Origin of the sequence: Paenibacillus sp. ClWae2A (assembly GCF_032452295.1) — a bacterium.
Taxonomy (GTDB): domain Bacteria; phylum Bacillota; class Bacilli; order Paenibacillales; family Paenibacillaceae; genus Paenibacillus.
Window position 1 is genome coordinate 72,268 of the sequence record NZ_JAULSQ010000014.1, and the last position, 16,409, is coordinate 88,676.

Annotated in this window: 16 protein-coding genes; 9 read left to right on the forward strand and 7 right to left on the reverse strand. The window is 48.2% G+C overall.

Features of this window, described 5'->3' with window-relative positions; genetic code table 11:
• The first annotated feature begins 22 nt into the window (after positions 1 to 22).
• Positions 23 to 376, forward strand: a complete 354-nt coding sequence (locus tag QVE09_RS27030; protein WP_036616662.1) for a YxeA family protein — start codon at positions 23 to 25, stop codon at positions 374 to 376.
• Between the two features lie 85 nt (positions 377 to 461).
• Here QVE09_RS27030 and QVE09_RS27035 read toward each other — a convergent pair whose 3' ends face one another.
• Positions 462 to 1,718 carry a DUF445 domain-containing protein gene (locus QVE09_RS27035; protein WP_315939309.1) on the reverse strand — a complete coding sequence of 419 codons (1,257 nt, stop codon included), beginning with the start codon at positions 1,716 to 1,718 and terminating at the stop codon, positions 462 to 464.
• Positions 1,719 to 2,052: 334 nt separating this feature from the next.
• Here QVE09_RS27035 and QVE09_RS27040 point away from each other — a divergent pair, with 334 nt between their 5' ends.
• The 3 genes from QVE09_RS27040 (at position 2,053) to QVE09_RS27050 (ending at position 4,521) form a co-directional block, all read left to right on the forward strand.
• Positions 2,053 to 2,880 carry an aldo/keto reductase gene (locus QVE09_RS27040; protein WP_315939310.1) on the forward strand — a complete coding sequence of 276 codons (828 nt, stop codon included), beginning with the start codon at positions 2,053 to 2,055 and terminating at the stop codon, positions 2,878 to 2,880.
• 274 nt (positions 2,881 to 3,154) lie between these two features.
• Positions 3,155 to 3,673 carry a sigma-70 family RNA polymerase sigma factor gene (locus QVE09_RS27045; protein WP_315939311.1) on the forward strand — a complete coding sequence of 173 codons (519 nt, stop codon included), beginning with the start codon at positions 3,155 to 3,157 and terminating at the stop codon, positions 3,671 to 3,673.
• A complete protein-coding gene (locus QVE09_RS27050; protein ID WP_315939312.1) occupies positions 3,670 to 4,521 on the forward strand; it encodes a hypothetical protein in 852 nt (283 codons plus the stop codon). The genes QVE09_RS27045 and QVE09_RS27050 overlap by 4 nt, the downstream gene beginning before the upstream one ends.
• A 151-nt stretch (positions 4,522 to 4,672) precedes the next feature.
• Here QVE09_RS27050 and QVE09_RS27055 read toward each other — a convergent pair whose 3' ends face one another.
• The gene (locus QVE09_RS27055; RefSeq protein WP_017691032.1) at positions 4,673 to 5,134 is read right to left on the reverse strand and encodes a cupin domain-containing protein; all 462 of its coding nucleotides are present in this window, start codon (positions 5,132 to 5,134) and stop codon (positions 4,673 to 4,675) included.
• A 259-nt stretch (positions 5,135 to 5,393) separates the two neighbouring features.
• Here QVE09_RS27055 and QVE09_RS27060 point away from each other — a divergent pair, with 259 nt between their 5' ends.
• Complete coding sequence (locus QVE09_RS27060) at positions 5,394 to 6,245, forward strand: helix-turn-helix transcriptional regulator (protein ID WP_315939313.1); 852 nt, start codon at positions 5,394 to 5,396, stop codon at positions 6,243 to 6,245.
• A gap of 152 nt (positions 6,246 to 6,397) precedes the next feature.
• On the opposite strand, the gene QVE09_RS27065 is transcribed toward QVE09_RS27060, so the two are convergent.
• Positions 6,398 to 8,011 (reverse strand): glycoside hydrolase family 28 protein, encoded by a 1,614-nt coding sequence (locus tag QVE09_RS27065; protein ID WP_315939314.1) that lies wholly within the window; start codon positions 8,009 to 8,011, stop codon positions 6,398 to 6,400.
• Between the two features lie 447 nt (positions 8,012 to 8,458).
• Here QVE09_RS27065 and QVE09_RS27070 point away from each other — a divergent pair, with 447 nt between their 5' ends.
• From QVE09_RS27070 to QVE09_RS27085, 4 genes are all read left to right on the forward strand, one after another.
• Entirely contained in the window at positions 8,459 to 9,187 is a 729-nt protein-coding gene (locus tag QVE09_RS27070; protein ID WP_051449904.1) for an amino acid ABC transporter ATP-binding protein, read from the forward strand.
• 39 nt (positions 9,188 to 9,226) lie between these two features.
• Positions 9,227 to 10,057 (forward strand): transporter substrate-binding domain-containing protein, encoded by an 831-nt coding sequence (locus tag QVE09_RS27075; protein ID WP_315939315.1) that lies wholly within the window; start codon positions 9,227 to 9,229, stop codon positions 10,055 to 10,057.
• Positions 10,058 to 10,158: 101 nt separating this feature from the next.
• Positions 10,159 to 10,881, forward strand: coding sequence for an amino acid ABC transporter permease (locus tag QVE09_RS27080; RefSeq protein ID WP_315939316.1), 723 nt, complete (start codon positions 10,159 to 10,161; stop codon positions 10,879 to 10,881).
• A 223-nt stretch (positions 10,882 to 11,104) separates the two neighbouring features.
• Positions 11,105 to 11,755 carry an amino acid ABC transporter permease gene (locus QVE09_RS27085; protein ID WP_017691038.1) on the forward strand — a complete coding sequence of 217 codons (651 nt, stop codon included), beginning with the start codon at positions 11,105 to 11,107 and terminating at the stop codon, positions 11,753 to 11,755.
• Positions 11,756 to 12,271: 516 nt separating this feature from the next.
• On the opposite strand, the gene QVE09_RS27090 is transcribed toward QVE09_RS27085, so the two are convergent.
• The 4 genes from QVE09_RS27090 to QVE09_RS27105 form a co-directional block, all read right to left on the reverse strand.
• The gene (locus tag QVE09_RS27090) at positions 12,272 to 13,609 is read right to left on the reverse strand and encodes an FAD-dependent oxidoreductase (protein ID WP_315939373.1); all 1,338 of its coding nucleotides are present in this window, start codon (positions 13,607 to 13,609) and stop codon (positions 12,272 to 12,274) included.
• Between the two features lie 68 nt (positions 13,610 to 13,677).
• A complete protein-coding gene (locus QVE09_RS27095; RefSeq protein ID WP_315939317.1) occupies positions 13,678 to 14,532 on the reverse strand; it encodes a carbohydrate ABC transporter permease in 855 nt (284 codons plus the stop codon).
• Positions 14,516 to 15,430 (reverse strand): carbohydrate ABC transporter permease, encoded by a 915-nt coding sequence (locus QVE09_RS27100; protein ID WP_315939318.1) that lies wholly within the window; start codon positions 15,428 to 15,430, stop codon positions 14,516 to 14,518. The genes QVE09_RS27095 and QVE09_RS27100 overlap by 17 nt, the downstream gene beginning before the upstream one ends.
• Positions 15,431 to 15,695: 265 nt before the next feature.
• On the reverse strand, positions 15,696 to 16,397 hold the full coding sequence (locus tag QVE09_RS27105; RefSeq protein WP_315939319.1) for a beta/alpha barrel domain-containing protein: 702 nt from the start codon (positions 16,395 to 16,397) through the stop codon (positions 15,696 to 15,698).
• Between the last annotated feature and the right edge of the window lie 12 nt (positions 16,398 to 16,409).

Sequence of the window (16,409 nt, forward strand, 5' to 3'; positions counted from 1 at the left end):
GAGATCAAAGGAGGACAAGAACATGAAAAAAGCATTCACTATTCTCGCATTGGTACTCGTTATTCTGACTTGCCTGTGGCTCTTCTTCATGGACCCTGCTAAATTGACTCCCGATAACCCTGCCGGCAAAACAACCTACTATACCACTGTGAATCAGACTACAGTCAACAAGGATGACAATGGCAGATATGCTTATGAACTGATCGGCTATACAGACGAAGGAAAATCCAAAACACTCAGCTTCTCCACCAGTAAGCTACTCAAAAATGGAGCCTATCTGAAACTATATGTATCCACGCTGCGTGGTGTTACACACTGGGAAGAGGTCACAGCGGACGATCTGCCAGGGCAAGCCAAGCAGTTAACCTCTAAATAGAAAAAAGATGCGTATCTATATCTCCATTGATATTTGCATAACAAAAAGAGCCTTGCCCCACTACTTCAAGGGTGGCTCTTTTAGGTTATGCCAATGCCATCTGCAGCGCAGTCAGCGCAATCCCGATAACAAATCCGGTAACGGCTCCGTTGATTCGGATCCATTGCAGATCCTGTCCAACCTTATCCTCAATCATCGAAACCAAAGTGGCATTGTCCATTTTGTCCACATTTTCGCGTACCAGTTTACCGATTTTGGAATGGTTTTTCTCCAGCAGTGTTGTGACGCCATTTACGATCTTGGCATTCATGCCTGTCATCAACTCGTCATCTGCCCGCAGATCAACCAATACCCGCTCAATGGCTGGCAGTGCATACGTATCTACATACTGTCCATCTTCCATCGCGGAGAGCGCCTTGTCTCTCAGTTCGGTGAGTTTGTTCAGCACCGTTTCCTCTGCGTTCCAGCCCTCCAGCATATTGTTCTTCCAGCTGTTGATTCCATCTTGCATAGCCTCGCTCATTGCCAAACGCACTGCTTGGGTACGCACCACATCAAGCACCTTGTACCTTAGAGCACTGCCCTCACGTTTCATATCCTCTACCCGATCAAAGAGATATCCTTGCAAAATGCCACCTAGACGCTCCTCATTCATATAACCAAGGAACGCATTCATCGCAAACTGCATCAATCCGTTCATTTGAATGCCGCTGATCGCTCTCATGCCGCTTTCACCCAAAAACATCACAGTCTCGGGTTTAACCAGCCACTCCTCAGCTTGCTTCAGTCCATAGTCCAGCGCTTTGGCATCGTAACCCCGCTCTGTCATCTGATGGGCAGCCCGTTCCAGAATTGGACCCAGATCAAAGGCACCCGCCTGTGACTTGATCTCACGTGCTACGAGTGGAGCAATCTGCTCTAACGGCAGACCCGCCAGAATTCGTTTGCAGAGCGTATCAATCATGATCTTAATCCCGTCACTGTGAAGCTCACGGGTCAACGTATCGAGCACCGTCTCTGCTGCTTTGAAATCTGCAATTTTCTCAGTAATGCTGTCTTTGTTGAGCAAGTTATTCTCTACTGCGGAGACCAGACCCTCCGTCATTTTATCCCGATTTTTCGGCAACAATGCCGTATGCGGAATTGGAATGCCGAGCGGATGACGGAATAGTGCAGTAACTGCGAACCAGTCCGCAAGTCCACCCACGAGTCCCGCTTCAAATGATCCTACCAGCAACTTGCCCACGGGAACGCCCTGAAACGGCAAGGATGCAGCAAATCCCGCTCCCATCACTACGAGAGACCAGGCAGCTGCTTTTTTGGTTTGTTTAGGTTTAGCCATTGTATTCTTGCTCCTTTATCGTTAATCGTACGGTCCAGTCTGTACCCGATTCCGTACTTCGTCTGTTCTTATGTAAACTCTCCAATAACAAAGTCTCGACTTCCATATTTCGTATACTTCATCTTATCACCCACAAGCGTCAAAACCAAACCTCTGGTTGAAGAAAAAGGATAATAGCGGCGTTTATTTTGCAAGCTGGATCGTGTTCTTTTCCAATACAAGGAAGTTTTTAGTATAATCAATCAAGATGGCCCTTCGATATCGATTGGCTGCTGAACAGCAGGGTAATTACATAGTGGAACAATGAATCAATAATGAGGAGGAATTTCGGACCATGAAACATGTGCAGGACACAACCACGCTCTATAACGGAGTCAAAATGCCATGGCTGGGTTTTGGGGTATTCAAAGTTAAAGACGGAGACGAAGTCGTTCATGCTGTCAAAACAGCTATTCAAGCTGGTTATCGCAGCATCGACACAGCCAAAGCGTATAACAACGAAACAGGTGTCGCTCAGGGTATTCGTGAATCTGGAGTAGCTCGTGAGGATCTGTTCATTACCACTAAAGTATGGAATAGCGATCAAGGATATGAATCCACGCTAGCTGCCTTCGAAGCCAGCATGGAACGACTCGAACTGGAGTATCTGGATCTCTATCTCATCCACTGGCCGGTCAAAGGCAAGTACAAAGATACATGGCGAGCGCTGGAGAAACTCCATAAAGAAGGACGCATCCGGGCGATCGGTGTGAGCAACTTCCAGATTCACCATCTGGAAGACTTGATGATTGATGCCACGATCAAACCAGCGGTTAATCAGGTGGAGCTTCATCCACTACTGATTCAGTCAGAGCTTCGTGAGTACTGCAACAAACATCAGATTCAGATCGAAGCCTGGTCTCCGCTCGGACAAGGTCATCTGATGGATCATCCGTTGCTGAAGGACATCGCCGCCAAATACAGCAAGTCCCCCGCACAAGTGATTCTGCGCTGGGATCTGCAGAACGGCATCGTGACCATACCCAAATCCGTCACCCCTGAGCGTATTCGCGCGAACGCCGATCTCTACGATTTTGGGTTAACTTCGGAAGAAATAGAGCAGATTAACGGCCTGAACGAGAACAAACGCTTTGGTTCCGATCCTGACAACTTTAACTTCTAATATAAGCAGATTAATTCGATTACACCCGCCTTCGATCTTAGAAGAGCGGGTGTTTTGGTATGTGATGTTATAGGCAAACTATTCGTTGTTAAGAATGTAGGCGAGGCTCGCTATCCTATTCAGAACCGAAAGAAAAAAGTTTTTTTGACCGTATAGAACTATTTCTTCTCCTCACCAGTCTAACGAGTGTCAAGCGAACTCAAGCACTTATATAGAATCCAGGCCTGGAACGAGCGGTGACTTGAATATTTAGGTTTATCAGGGGGGATCAGGAGTGATTAGACTGAACCATAGAAAGACAAAAGAAGAACAGTTCAGCGAAAAAATAACAGAGATTCAAAATAAATTATATCGACTGGCATACTGCTATGTTAAAAATGAACAAGAAGCACTGGATATCGTATCCGAAGCGGTCTATAAAGGGTACATCGCTTATGGAAAGATGGAGTCCATGACTTATTTTGATTCCTGGATGTCACGAATTGTGATTAACACAGCGATAGATCATATACGACGCAACCAGCGAGTGACCTATATGGAGGATCATGTACAGGAGTTTGTAGCTCCAGAACGAGGGGCATCCGTGGAAGAGAAAATGGATCTGTATGATGCACTGGATCGACTCGTACCCGAAGATAGAGCCTATATTATATTAAAGTTCTTTGGTAATATGCGTTTCCGGGAGATCGCTGAAGTGCTCTCCCTGTCGGAGAATACCGTTAAGTCAAGATTCTATCGGATTATCAACAAATTAAAAATGGATTTAATCGAAGGAGAGGTTGAAGATCTATGACAGGTAAAGAACGTTACGAAAATATTGAGATTCCAGCTCAACTTCCAGATGTTATTCTTCGCGCCCAGCAAAAGGCTGCCGCTCGCAAAAGCTCATCCCGTGTCATTCGCTACGCTTCAAGTCTGGCAGCATGTGCCGCTTTGCTGCTCATTATCAACATTCCTACTGTCGCAAACGCCATGGTCAAAATACCTGTGGTGGGAACGATTGTTCAGGTGCTTCAATTCGGTGATGGCGGCAAAATTACGGATGGGGTAACCGTAGGTTCAGAAGCAACTGAAAATACGCTTAAAATTAATTTTAGCACCGACGAACAGGATCAGGCCAATGATGCCCCTTCTTATAATGTCGAACACAAAGAAGCACCGAATCGTGTGCTCTTCACTTTTAGTGGTGCACGTTACATGGATGTAGAGAAAGTCAAAGCCGACTTTATGACCCAGCCTTTAGTGAAAGATGTGTATGGTTCCATGATTTTAGACGACTCTTCCGTCGGATTCGTAGTTGTTTTAAAAGAAGGGGTACAGTATGCCGTAACGGAATTCAAGAACCCTGGATACCTGGAAGTGAAACTGACTTCCGACGGCAAACCGGTCACACCTCGGAAGGTATACTCTCTCCGCACAGAATCAATGCCTTTTGGAGAATCGATGGGTATAATTAAAGAATCCTATCCGGATGAGGACATCTCTTTCCTCAAAACGTCCACCGGTGAGTTCACAGCAGTTATTGGAGAATATCCTACCGCTGAAGAAGCCGAACAGAAGCTCAAAGAACTCGCTCAGCAACCGGATTATCATGAGGAGTTTTATGTGGACAGCTGGATGAGTAACGAGAATCCCAAGTGATCCGTCATCGCCAAAAGTGATGCTGATTCGAAAGGGAATCCTACATCGCTGAACTGGGCATAGACCTCAGCATATTTAATACGCTCGATCCAAAAAAATCCCGATTCGGATGCACTGAGCATCTCCGATCGGGATTTTCACATATTAAAACCTATTCGCTTTTGGATACAAGCTTGAAATCATCAAAGTGGAAACCTGGCGCTACTACGCAAGTTACCAGTACAGGCTCATCGCCCAGCGGGCGCGCTGTCTGCCATACGCCGGCAGGAACGAGCACCTGTGGTGATTGCCCCGCAGCAATATCCATCCCCAGAACAAGAACTTCCTCGTTCTCCGGGTTCTCCCCGTTGCCGCCCAGCTTCAGTTCAACCGGACTGCCGCTGTGCCACAGCCAAAGTTCATCGGACAGAACGGTATGCCACTCGGAGATTTCATGTGCGTGCAGCAGGAAATACGTGGAACTTGCCGAGAATCTTGGGCCGGAGTATGTATCCGGCAGAACGGACTGTGGAATCTGATAAGATGCCTTCCATTCTTCCTTATACCAACCGCCTTCAACGTGAGGTTGCATATTGAGCGCAGCAACCAATGGCGATAATTCATGTGTCGTCATAACCTGTTTCCTTCCTTCCAAATCATAGTCGAGACACTCCTTAACCAGAGTTTCGCCTCTCTCTCCCTACTCTAAAACATCATTCGAGTTTTGTCACCTTGACAGCGCATATGGGCCATGCCAGATTCGTTCTCTCGGTATTTATCGCTATGATTAAAGAGAAATATTTCATTTCCAATGATAGCGTTTACAAAAAGATGGATTTTCCGTTATGATATGGATATCGTTGTTAATCCGTGAAGCAGAGGGGAGCTGTACCATGAGTCTCATAGAGGATCGGATTGGACCCAAATATCGAATCGGTGAACATTCATTTACCATTGAACATATGCGAAGACATGATGGGAACGGTATGCCACAACCTCACGCTCATCCATTCTACGAACTGTATTACTTACTTGAAGGTGAACGAGTGTATTCCATGAATGGTCAGATTCTGTCCGCCCGCAAGGGTGATTTTATCCTGATTAATCCACACGATGTACATACCACTTCCAAAGGAAGCATTCCCGGCTTCGAACGAATTTTAATCGGTTTTTCGCCTGCTTTTGCAACGGGGATGGAACTTGGCATATGTGGTCTGCTGCCTTTTAATTGTTCAAGACTCCTTCGCCTGCCTGAAGCGGAACAACCCGAGATGGAGCGTATATTGTGGCAGATGCTGCAAGAATGCAAAGAGCGACGCCCTCACTATGAGATCGCCGTAAGAAGTCTGCTTGCCCAACTTTTGATCCGTATTCACCGGGTAGAGGAGAACATCCGGCAGTCATGCCCCGTTCCCTTGCATCCGATGCAGGACAAAATCAGTGAAATCGTCACTTATGTGAATAACAACTATACCGAACCCCTTACGTTGGAGGGTGCAGCCAATCGTTTTTATATCAGTCCATCCTATCTGAGCCGAATGTTCAGCCGGTTTACCGGGTTTCGATTTAGCGAATATTTGCGTGTTGTTCGTGTCCGGGAGGCACAACGAAGATTGCTGTCCACACAAGAGCGTGTCCAAATGATCGCAGAGAAGGTAGGATTTGAACATACGGCTCATTTTAACAAAACATTCAAACAGGTTACCGGTACAACACCGCTGCGCTATCGCAAGGAACACCGGTAGATCATCAGATGATTTCATATAAAAGCCGAGTGGGTAGCCTTGCTCCAGATATTACGTATTCCTTATATCAAAAGGCATCACGATTACTGAATCTATGGCTACGCCACTACGGCTGAATTGGACCAATTTGTATAAATCTTACTACATACCTTTTACCTGCGAATGATCACGCCACTTCGTACTTCAGGACCCACAGAGATCTGACGACCGTCTGTGTCGGCATCGCCTTCACGACATACAATGCCTGCGGACTCGTGTCCGGTCACCATCAGAAGTCGGCCATCTGCACCTTTGCCCTGAATGCTCTCTAATTCTGCCCCTTTGCACTGGTGCAAATGAACCAGCGGACCTTCGGTGATCTGCGCCTGCAATTCAGCGATATGCAGATGTTTTGCATGAGCACATTGGATACCACTGCGAGCTTGCACGTTGTAACGCTGGATGATCACCCCATCCAAAGGCAGTTCCGGCAATCCACTTACGAGCAACGCAGTGTCGGCACCGGCACAGACCACATCCGATATTCGAATATCCCGGAACACTGGCGTCTCTTCGCTAATCTCCTGAGATAGATCACTGCCCCGGGCAGACCCTTCCTGATTTGCATAGAAAAAGGAAAACGAGATCGCTTCCATAATGATATCTTTCATATATATGCGCTCGATCTGAATATCCTCAACCACCCCGCCGCGCCCACGTGCGCTTTTGAATCGAAGTCCAATGTCCGTGCCGATAAACGTACAATCCGACACACGCACATGCCGCACACCACCGGACATTTCACTGCCAATTACAAAACCGCCATGACCGTGATACACCGTGCAATCCCGAATGGTGATGTACTCCGATGCAAGACCCAGTTCACGGCCTTCGGCATCCTTGCCTGATTTCAGACAGATCGCATCATCACCGACATCGAATACACTATTCTCCACCACCACATGACGGCAGGATTCAACGTCCAGCCCATCTCCATTCTGAGAAAACCACGGATTCCGCACACTCACGTTACGAATGGTGACATGCTCAGATGCCCAGGGATGCAGATTCCATGCAGGCGAGTTCTGGAACGTTGGACCGTCCAGCAGTACCCGTTTGCATCTCCGTAAACTGACCATGTTGGGACGTAAAAAGTCTCTGACTTCTTCATAGGCAGCGACATCACGTACCTGCTCCTGATGCAATCGATTCGCGATGGTGCCGCCCTCAAGTGCAGCTGTGGTAGGCCACCAGATTTCTTCATCCCCACCGGATTGCTCTACAACACCACCGGAAGCGACCAATCGTTTCCATTGTGAAGTGGTCATTTTGGAGCGTTTCACCGGACGCCACGCTTCCCCGCGACCATCCCATATCCCCTCACCCGTAATCGCAATATCCTCCAGTTGATCACCATCGATCGGGGATTGGCAGCGTACCACCTGCCAGCCTTCGAAGCTTGATGCAATTAATGGGTATTGATCAAAATCTCGGCTAAATGTAACCAGTGCCCCTGCTTCCACATGTAGTTCAATACGGCTGCGCATTACAATCGGACCTGTGAGCCATACTCCGGCAGGAATTACGATTCTGCCACCTCCTGCTTCAGCACATGAAGCGATGGCAAGTCGGAACATCTCCGTATTATCTGTTACGCCGTCTCCAACAGCTCCATAGTCTGTAAGCTGAAAATCCTGAGCAGGAATGACAGGCAAATTAGCTTCATAAGCTCGAACATCGGACTGAGCACCTGCTCCTGTCGACATTGGGGAGTGATATGTATTCATCGTGCAAAATCATCCTCTCTATCTGTAATGGAATTGTTATGGGGTCAGACGGGTGCTCTCTTGCTCCATCATATCAATGGCAAGAAGTGCAAGGTTAAGCTTTTTTGCCATGTATGGTTAGAACTTGATGGTATTTGTTTTATAATTCAAAGTCATAAATCAAACATCATTTTCAGTATACTCTATACAACTATTCCAAAGGTTGGAAAATAACTAGGAGAATAGATTCATTTTTCTGTCAAGATTCGTCACAAGGTATTGAATAACATGACAGATATATAACACAATTTCTGGCTATAGCCCTAGAAAACCCATTACTTATGTCATGTTTTATCACAAACCAATTGCCATAAGCAGGATGACTATGTATGATTAAATAACTAGTTTCAATTTATTCCTTATTATTCCTTTTACACACAGACGTTGCAGAAAGGATGGGGTGTACTCTTGATTGAATTTAGGGGTGTCCAGAAGCATTTCGGTCATTTTCATGTCCTCAAGGATATCCATCTTCACATTGAAGAAGGAGAGGTCGTTGTCATCATCGGACCTTCCGGCTCCGGCAAAAGCACATTACTCCGCTGTATTAACCGCCTGGAGACCATTACCGAAGGTGAACTTGTCGTCAGTGGGATTCCTCTGCATCAGAAAAAGGTGGACATTAACCTCTTCCGCCGTGACATCGGCATGGTATTTCAACACTTCAATCTTTATCCTCACAAAAAAGTCATCGATAACATTACCCTTGCACCCATGAAGGTGCGCAAACAACCCAAAGAACAGGCAGCCGCAACAGCAATGAAGTATCTGACCCGGGTGGGCATTGCCGACAAAGCAGACAGTTACCCCTCCCAGTTGTCCGGTGGACAGCAACAACGGGTAGCCATCGCCAGAGGACTCGCCATGGAGCCCAAAATCATGCTTTTTGACGAACCAACCTCTGCTCTCGATCCCGAGATGATCGGGGAAGTCCTCGATGTTATGCGTTCCCTTGCCCATAATGGCATGACCATGGTCGTTGTTACCCATGAGATGGGATTCGCCCGCGAAGTTGCGGACCGGGTCATCTTCATGGACGAAGGCCGAATTGTAGAAGAGGCCAACGCTGCTGAATTTTTTGACAACCCCAGAGAAGAACGAGCACAGCAATTCCTGAGCCGTCTGATTCATCATTGAGAATAATCCACTATTCCATTTTGAAAGGGGTCTTTATTCATGAAGAAATTATTGAAATGGCCATCATTTATGCTTGTCCTCATTCTCTCCCTTGTTTTGTCAGGTTGTAGTACAGGTACTGATACACCTTCAGCGAGCGGTGTTGGCGACGCCGAGGCGAAAGGCACGATTGAGCGGATTAAGGAACGTGGCAAGCTCATTGCCGGTGTGAAATACGATACGAAGCTGTTTGGCTTGAAAGATCCCGCAAGTGGCAACGTTGAAGGGTTCGATATTGATATCGCCAAAGCACTCGCCAAACAGATCCTTGGAGATGAGACAAAGGTTGAACTGAAAGAGGTCACTTCCAAGACGCGTATTCCCATGCTGCAAAATGGAGATATCGACATCATCATCGCCACAATGACAATTACGGATGAGCGTAAGGAACAGGTAGATTTCAGTGATGTTTATTTTGAAGCAGGCCAATCCCTGCTGGTGAAAAACGACAGTGCGATTACCGGCCTGGAAAGCCTCAGCGGGGTGAAAGTACTCGCGGTGAAAGGCTCCACATCCGCTCAGAATATTCGCGAGAAAGCCCCGGATGCTGAGGTGCTTGAATTCGATAACTATCAGGATGCATTCACTGCTCTCAAAGCAGGTAAAGGCGAGGCGCTGACCACAGATAACATCATCCTCATCGGCATGCAACAGACGGATAACAGCTTCCAATTGGTTGGTGGCAATTTCACTAGCGAACCTTATGGTATGGCCATTCGCAAAGGTGACACTGCCTTCGTGGAGGAAGTCAACGCGCTGCTCAAAAGCATGAAAGACAGTGGGGAATATGACACATTACATGAGAAATGGCTGGGCGCGAAGCCCGAGTAACCCGAATTAAGATAGGTAAGCGGCGAATTCGTCTGCTGGATGCGAAGCATGAGCAGACGTAATCGCCGTTTCTATATCTGGAGAACGGAGGCTTCGCCTATATGGGCACATTGGATTTCAGCGTACTAATGCGACACTCGGATCGTTTTCTGGAAGGGTTCCTGAATACCATTCAAGTGAGCATTATGGCTCTCATTGGCAGCTTTATCCTTGGCGCGATCCTGGCTATCTTTCGGATATCCCCTGTGAAACCCCTGAATTGGATCGGCACGGCTTTTGTGGAATTTATCCGAAACATCCCATTGCTGCTGGTTGTGTTTTTCTTCTATCTTGGACTGCCTGCACTAGGCATCTCGCTGGATGGATTTGTCTCCGGTACTCTGGGTCTGACCATCTACACCGCCGCTTTCATTGCCGAAGCGATCCGAGCGGGCATTCAAACGGTGCCGCGTGGACAACTGGAAGCAGCACGGTCTTCCGGCTTGTCCTATGTACAGGCCATGAACCTGATCATTCTGCCCCAGGCCATCAAGATTGTATTGCCGTCCATCGGCAACCAGTTTATCAATTTGGTCAAAAACTCATCCATTCTTGCCGTTGTCGCCGGTATGGATCTTATGTATTTTGCCGACCTGGTTAACTCGGATACGTTCCAACCGCTAAGTGTGTACACCATTGTTGCGCTGTTCTATCTGGTGCTGACGCTACCACTCAGCTTCCTGGTGCATTATATGGAGCGCAGGTTTGGACAGAGCGATGCAGAGGCACGCAGCACCAGGGGCAAACCGAAAAAGAACAAACCAGCAGGTCAGGTCACCATGTAACTGATCGACTTGTACCTCCGCAGATTTTTAGGGAAATATATCGGCTTGTCCATGTGGTTTAAATGAGTACTGGATCGTCTGTGTTTTACTGGCATTGGTGATCATGTCACAGTGCATATTGTAATTCACTGCTACGGTGCTTGAGTTGCTTTATACACAGTCCATGCCCCATCTATTGATCTTCGATATTCCATTCCTGCATACAGAAGGAGGCTAATAAAATATGGACTTTAGCGGGGCCTATGCGTGGCCCAACCTTCGTTTCCTGCTTCAAGGATTCCTGATTACCCTGCAGGTAGCAGGGCTATCTATTATATTCAGCTTTGTGCTCGGCACTGTGCTGGGTACGATCCGGTTTACCCGTATCCCTGTTCTGTCACAGATCGTGGCAGTGATCGTGGATACGATCCGGAATCTGCCGCTGCTGCTTATCATTTTCTTCATCCATATGGTGCTTCCACAGCTTGGGATTAAAATGTCCGTCTTCTGGTCCACAGTTGTTGGACTGAGTCTGTTTGAAGGCGCGATGATTGCCGAGATCGTCCGTAGCGGTCTGAAATCCGTTGAGCGCGGTCAGGTGGAAGCTGCCCGCTCCTCGGGCCTGAGCTACATGCAGACTCTCGGTGGCATCATCATGCCACAGGCGCTACGCCGCATGTCTCCGCCGATGGTCAGCCAATTCATCTCACTCCTGAAGGATACTTCACTGGCGATCATCATCTCTCTGCCAGAGCTGATGCACAACGTGCAGATCCTTGGCGGTCAAAGTTTCGATTACATTATCCCGGCCCTGCTGCTCGCAGCCGTATTGTATTTTGTCATCAACTACGCGCTGTCCATTGTCGCAAGACGACTTGAGGCACGGATGAATTGATAATCAGAGAGAATAACGCATGAAAGAATACGACACATGAAGGAACATCAAGGAACATGAAGGAACCGAGACCCCGTGATTGATCAGATATGAAGAAATGAACTTGAAGGAAAGAACCTAATAGATGAAAAGAATGAGAACGCCCTAAAAACTCTAAATTCACCTATGCTATGCAGTGGATTTGGAGTCTTTGGGGCTACAGTTATGCTCATCAATTCACAAGCTTCCCACCAATTTCTAACGAACTGAGGGAAGCTTATTTAGCTATTTGTGGGATAGTTTCTAATCTAACGAATCGTAGACGCTCTATTCTTCCGATTCACCCCGCTTTTACCCCCTATTTCAGGGTTTTTAGTAAAATAACTTCACTGAGATTCGTTACATTTTTCATTTCAGCTTATATCCCCGAATTAGACGCCTCAGGTTCGTTAAAACTTACGCCACCACCGCGAATTAAATAAACACCCACTCCCACTATTAATGATTCGCCCAATTCGTCCACAATCAGCTCATCCGCTAGATCGCCGCTCCGTTGTGACGTAATTCCGCCTGTAACAGCTCGATCGGAAGTTCCACCGGGTCCACCTTCATCTTCACTGTGAGTGCAGCAGCTGTTCCTGCGGCCTCCCCGGTAGCCATACAGCTTGGAGTCAACCTTGTCGTTGCATGCGCCTCATGTGTGGTGGAGATGCAGCGTCCTGCCGCCAGCAGGTTGCGGATATTGCGAGAGATCAGACAGCGATACGGAATATCATATGCCCCATCCCCCTCTATAAAGGCAGCCACAACACCTTGACCCGAAGGGTCATGGATATCAATCGGATAACCACTTCTGGCAATCACATCATCAAATTTCCGTCCTGCAACCACGTCCGCCTGGGTCAAGGCATACTGCCCAATGATCCGTCTCGATTCACGAATACCAATCTGCGGCGCTACTGCCGAGATCGAAGCCCCTTCGAACCCTGGGACATCATGCTGCAAAAATTCAGCGATCATCAGCACCTGCTTCCGGCCTTCCTGTTCCGCAGAGGTCAGATCCTCGGCATCCGTCGCATCAAGTCCCTGCACCCGGGTACAATTAATCAGTACTTCATCCTCAGCGGGTCCGGTAAAAAACAACACCTGGTCGCGATTAATCGGCACACCTGCTTTTTTCCACTGGGAATAGAAACCACTCACCCCGGTTAACGGAATGCTGTCCAATTCAGCAAAGGGAGTTTTCACATAGAAATCCTCCGGGTGCTCCAGCATATATTGTTTCACTCGTCCAAGGTCGACACCACGCATGCGGAATTTCATGGTCATCGGCTGTGACTGATGGTCGCCGTCTCGTCCCTTTGCTACAGAAGCACCCGCAAGATAAGCCAGATCCGCATCCCCGCTTGCATCCACGAATACGTTCGCCTGGAACTCCTTTCGTCCAGACTTGTTTGTCACTCGCACGGCTTCCACCCGATCCTCTACAACGACCACCTCGTCCACAAAGCTGTGCAATAACAGCCGGACGCCGGCCTCCTGCAACATCTCTGCCGCAACCACCTGAAAGATGGCTGGATGATACGGCGTTACGGTATGTACGAATCCAACCGTATCACGCAAATGCCCCGGGGAGCCGCCACGCGTCTGCAATCGTTCAACGATCTCCTGCGCAATGCCTTTAATGACCTGCTCCCCACGCTCCGTATGAAAAGTCATCCAGGGATAGACCATAGCAGCAGTTGACATCCCTCCAACGAATCCATATCGCTCCACCAGTACTGTTCGTATACCCTGCCGTCCAGCCGCAATGGCTGCCGCTATACCCGCAGGGCCTCCTCCCACAATAACGACATCTGCTTCTTCCTTCTCCATGCTCATCCGTTCACGCAAATGTTGTCCCTCCTTCCGTTCTATTGCACGTATTGCACGAATTTCATGGCTTACTCTTTCAGTCCCGTCATGGCAACCCCCTCAATGAAGCGCCGTTGTGCCAGGAAAAAGACAATTAACAGCGGCAAGGTCGCCATGACGGTGGCGCTCATCAGATATTGCCAGGCTGTACCCACTTCATCTGTAAACAGGGATAATCCAAGCGGCAGCGTCATTAGATCACGCGAGTTAATGAAGATCAACGGATCAAAAAACTCATTCCAGATCGTCACAAACGTAAAGATCGTCAGCGTAGCCATACCCGGCTTGGCAATGGGCAGCATAATTCGCGCATATATTCGGAATCGGTTGCAACCGTCAATCATCGCCGCTTCCTCTAGTTCCGTTGGCACCGTAATGAAGAACTGCCGCATCACAAAGATGCCAAATACGCCCTCCGCACCAAAGATCGGCAATAATATCAGCGGAAGATGGGTATCAATCCACCCCAGTTGTCGCATGAATAGAAACATCGGAATCGCCGTCACCTCATGGGGAATCATCATCGCACTTAGCAGGATGAGAAATACCACATTACGTCCTTTGAACGGAATTTTGGCAAATGCATACCCGGCGAGGGAGGAAAAAAATACCGTTCCCAACACAACCAACACAGAAATGTAGATACTGTTCCAATAAAAACGGTGAAACGGAATCAATCGAAAGACATCGATGTAGTTCTGAAATCGGAATGTTTCCGGTATCCACTGCGGTGGATAGGTGAATATGCTCTGGGGTTCCTTGAATGATGTCGATATCATCCAGATAAATGGCACAATCATAATGAGGGAAATCAGGGTCAGCAACAAGTACGTCCCCAGAGTACTTCCTATCTTCCGCCCCGAGGGACTAGGCATCGCCTTCATTGAATACCCACCTCTTTCGGAGCTGCCATTGCAGCAGAGTCAGAATTAGCACGATAAAGAACAGTACATACGCAAGAGCAGAAGCGTAGCCAAACTGAAATAATTTGAATGCTTTTTCCCAGATATAATAAACCAATACCTTTGTACTGTTGCTCGGCCCGCCCTGTGTCATCACGTAGATCTGCCCAAATACTTTGAGTGAACCAATCACGGTCATAACTACGGTCAAAAACACGGTTGGCGTGATCATGGGCAGCGTGACGTGAAAGAAGGTTCCCCTTTTGCCCGCCCCGTCTAATGTTGCTGCTTCGTACAGTGAACGCGGTACCTGCTGAATCGCTGCAATGAACAGCACCATATTCAGACCGACATTTTTCAGCACACTTGTCACAATAACCGCTGGCATTGCCAAATCCTGATTGTAAAGCCAGGCCGGACCTTTGATGCCCAGCATCAACAGAAGCTGATTAATCAATCCAGACTCTGTCGCATACATCAGCTTCCACACGATGGCCCATACGATCAGCGAAGTCATGACCGGAACAAAGATCGCTGTTCGGAAAATTCCGATACCCCGCAGATTTCTGGATAGCAGCAATGCGAGCAGCAGGGCGAGCACAATATTAAGCGGTACCAGCCCCGCTGTGAAATAGACCGTATTGGCAAGCACTTTCCAGAACATGGCGTCTGTCATAATATTCCGGTAATTATCCAATCCAATAAAATGATGATCCCCCAGCAGCGGCCAATCGGTCAGGCTCATGTATAACGCGAGACCCATGGGAAATAACAGCAGCAGGGTAAACCCAAGCACCATCGGCGATACAAACAGCCAACCTGCGATCTGGGCCTCTCTGGCAAGTGGCCCCCCTCTTTTGCGCTTGCGTGAATGGGTCACAATCAGGCCCCCTTTTAATCAAATTACCTCCTGAAGCTGAACTCTGCGACGATTCTATATAAGGTTCTGTCTCAAAAGGAATGATCCCCCTCGCTCCAAGCGCCGACAGAACCTTGGAAATCGACCAAATGGACGAAATAACGTCTCTCTGATTCCTTAAATTTCAGATCCGTTCAAATGGACGCGAATAACATGTTCTCGATTCGTTAGAACGAATGAATGCTAACATGGGGTGTCCCCCGTGATTCACGTGACTTTCAACGGATTAATTCGGACGATTCAGACGATCCACCGCATTGCGAAACCCATTTACAGCCCTCCGCAACTGTTCCTCCGTGTTGCCTGTCACGACCGCCCCAAGCATGATCGCTTTGACCCCGGTATGGCATAACACCCGAACATCCTCCGGCACCAGCCTTCGCTGAGAAGGAACCAATACCGGTACCTGGGCTTGCAAGACCAGACGGCGATACTTAAGCACATCCGCGAAGCTGAGCGGTGTACCATATTCTTTTCCAGGTACAATGGATGCCTCCAGAGCGGTGAAGCCGAAGTGCGCTGCCGATGTTACGAGGGAAGCATCATATTCCTCATTGATCGCAAACGTTGGGTCCAACCCCAAGTCACTCAGCATGAAAGATGGCAAGTGATGTGCATAGATGGAATAGAAATCAAAGCCCAGCCCACCAAGACGCTCCACATCCTCCCTTTGTGCTCCATCTATACTGCCAGAAGGTACGACCCCAAGTGGACCACCAAACTCACTGCGGATCGCCCGAAACACCTCGGCGTACATGTCCAATGGACCAAAATGATTCCCGCTGGCGCGATGACCGACATTATAATGCACCTTCAGTGCATCAGCGCCCTCTTCCATAGCTGCCCGAGCCAAAGCAATATCATTCTCAGGCAGACTGACCACCAGCGACAGCGGTTTCCGTTCAAGTAATTCTTTGAATTTGCCCATCATTCTCACCTC

Coding starts and splice junctions, on each gene's coding strand:
- QVE09_RS27030 (WP_036616662.1), top strand. CDS start 23: ATGAAAAAAGCATTCACTATTCTCGCATTGGTACTCGTTATTCTGACT.
- QVE09_RS27035 (WP_315939309.1), bottom strand. CDS start 1,718: ATGGCTAAACCTAAACAAACCAAAAAAGCAGCTGCCTGGTCTCTCGTA.
- QVE09_RS27040 (WP_315939310.1), top strand. CDS start 2,053: ATGAAACATGTGCAGGACACAACCACGCTCTATAACGGAGTCAAAATG.
- QVE09_RS27050 (WP_315939312.1), top strand. CDS start 3,670: ATGACAGGTAAAGAACGTTACGAAAATATTGAGATTCCAGCTCAACTT.
- QVE09_RS27055 (WP_017691032.1), bottom strand. CDS start 5,134: ATGACGACACATGAATTATCGCCATTGGTTGCTGCGCTCAATATGCAA.
- QVE09_RS27060 (WP_315939313.1), top strand. CDS start 5,394: ATGAGTCTCATAGAGGATCGGATTGGACCCAAATATCGAATCGGTGAA.
- QVE09_RS27065 (WP_315939314.1), bottom strand. CDS start 8,011: ATGAATACATATCACTCCCCAATGTCGACAGGAGCAGGTGCTCAGTCC.
- QVE09_RS27075 (WP_315939315.1), top strand. CDS start 9,227: ATGAAGAAATTATTGAAATGGCCATCATTTATGCTTGTCCTCATTCTC.
- QVE09_RS27080 (WP_315939316.1), top strand. CDS start 10,159: ATGGGCACATTGGATTTCAGCGTACTAATGCGACACTCGGATCGTTTT.
- QVE09_RS27085 (WP_017691038.1), top strand. CDS start 11,105: ATGGACTTTAGCGGGGCCTATGCGTGGCCCAACCTTCGTTTCCTGCTT.
- QVE09_RS27090 (WP_315939373.1), bottom strand. CDS start 13,609: ATGGAGAAGGAAGAAGCAGATGTCGTTATTGTGGGAGGAGGCCCTGCG.
- QVE09_RS27095 (WP_315939317.1), bottom strand. CDS start 14,532: ATGAAGGCGATGCCTAGTCCCTCGGGGCGGAAGATAGGAAGTACTCTG.
- QVE09_RS27105 (WP_315939319.1), bottom strand. CDS start 16,397: ATGGGCAAATTCAAAGAATTACTTGAACGGAAACCGCTGTCGCTGGTG.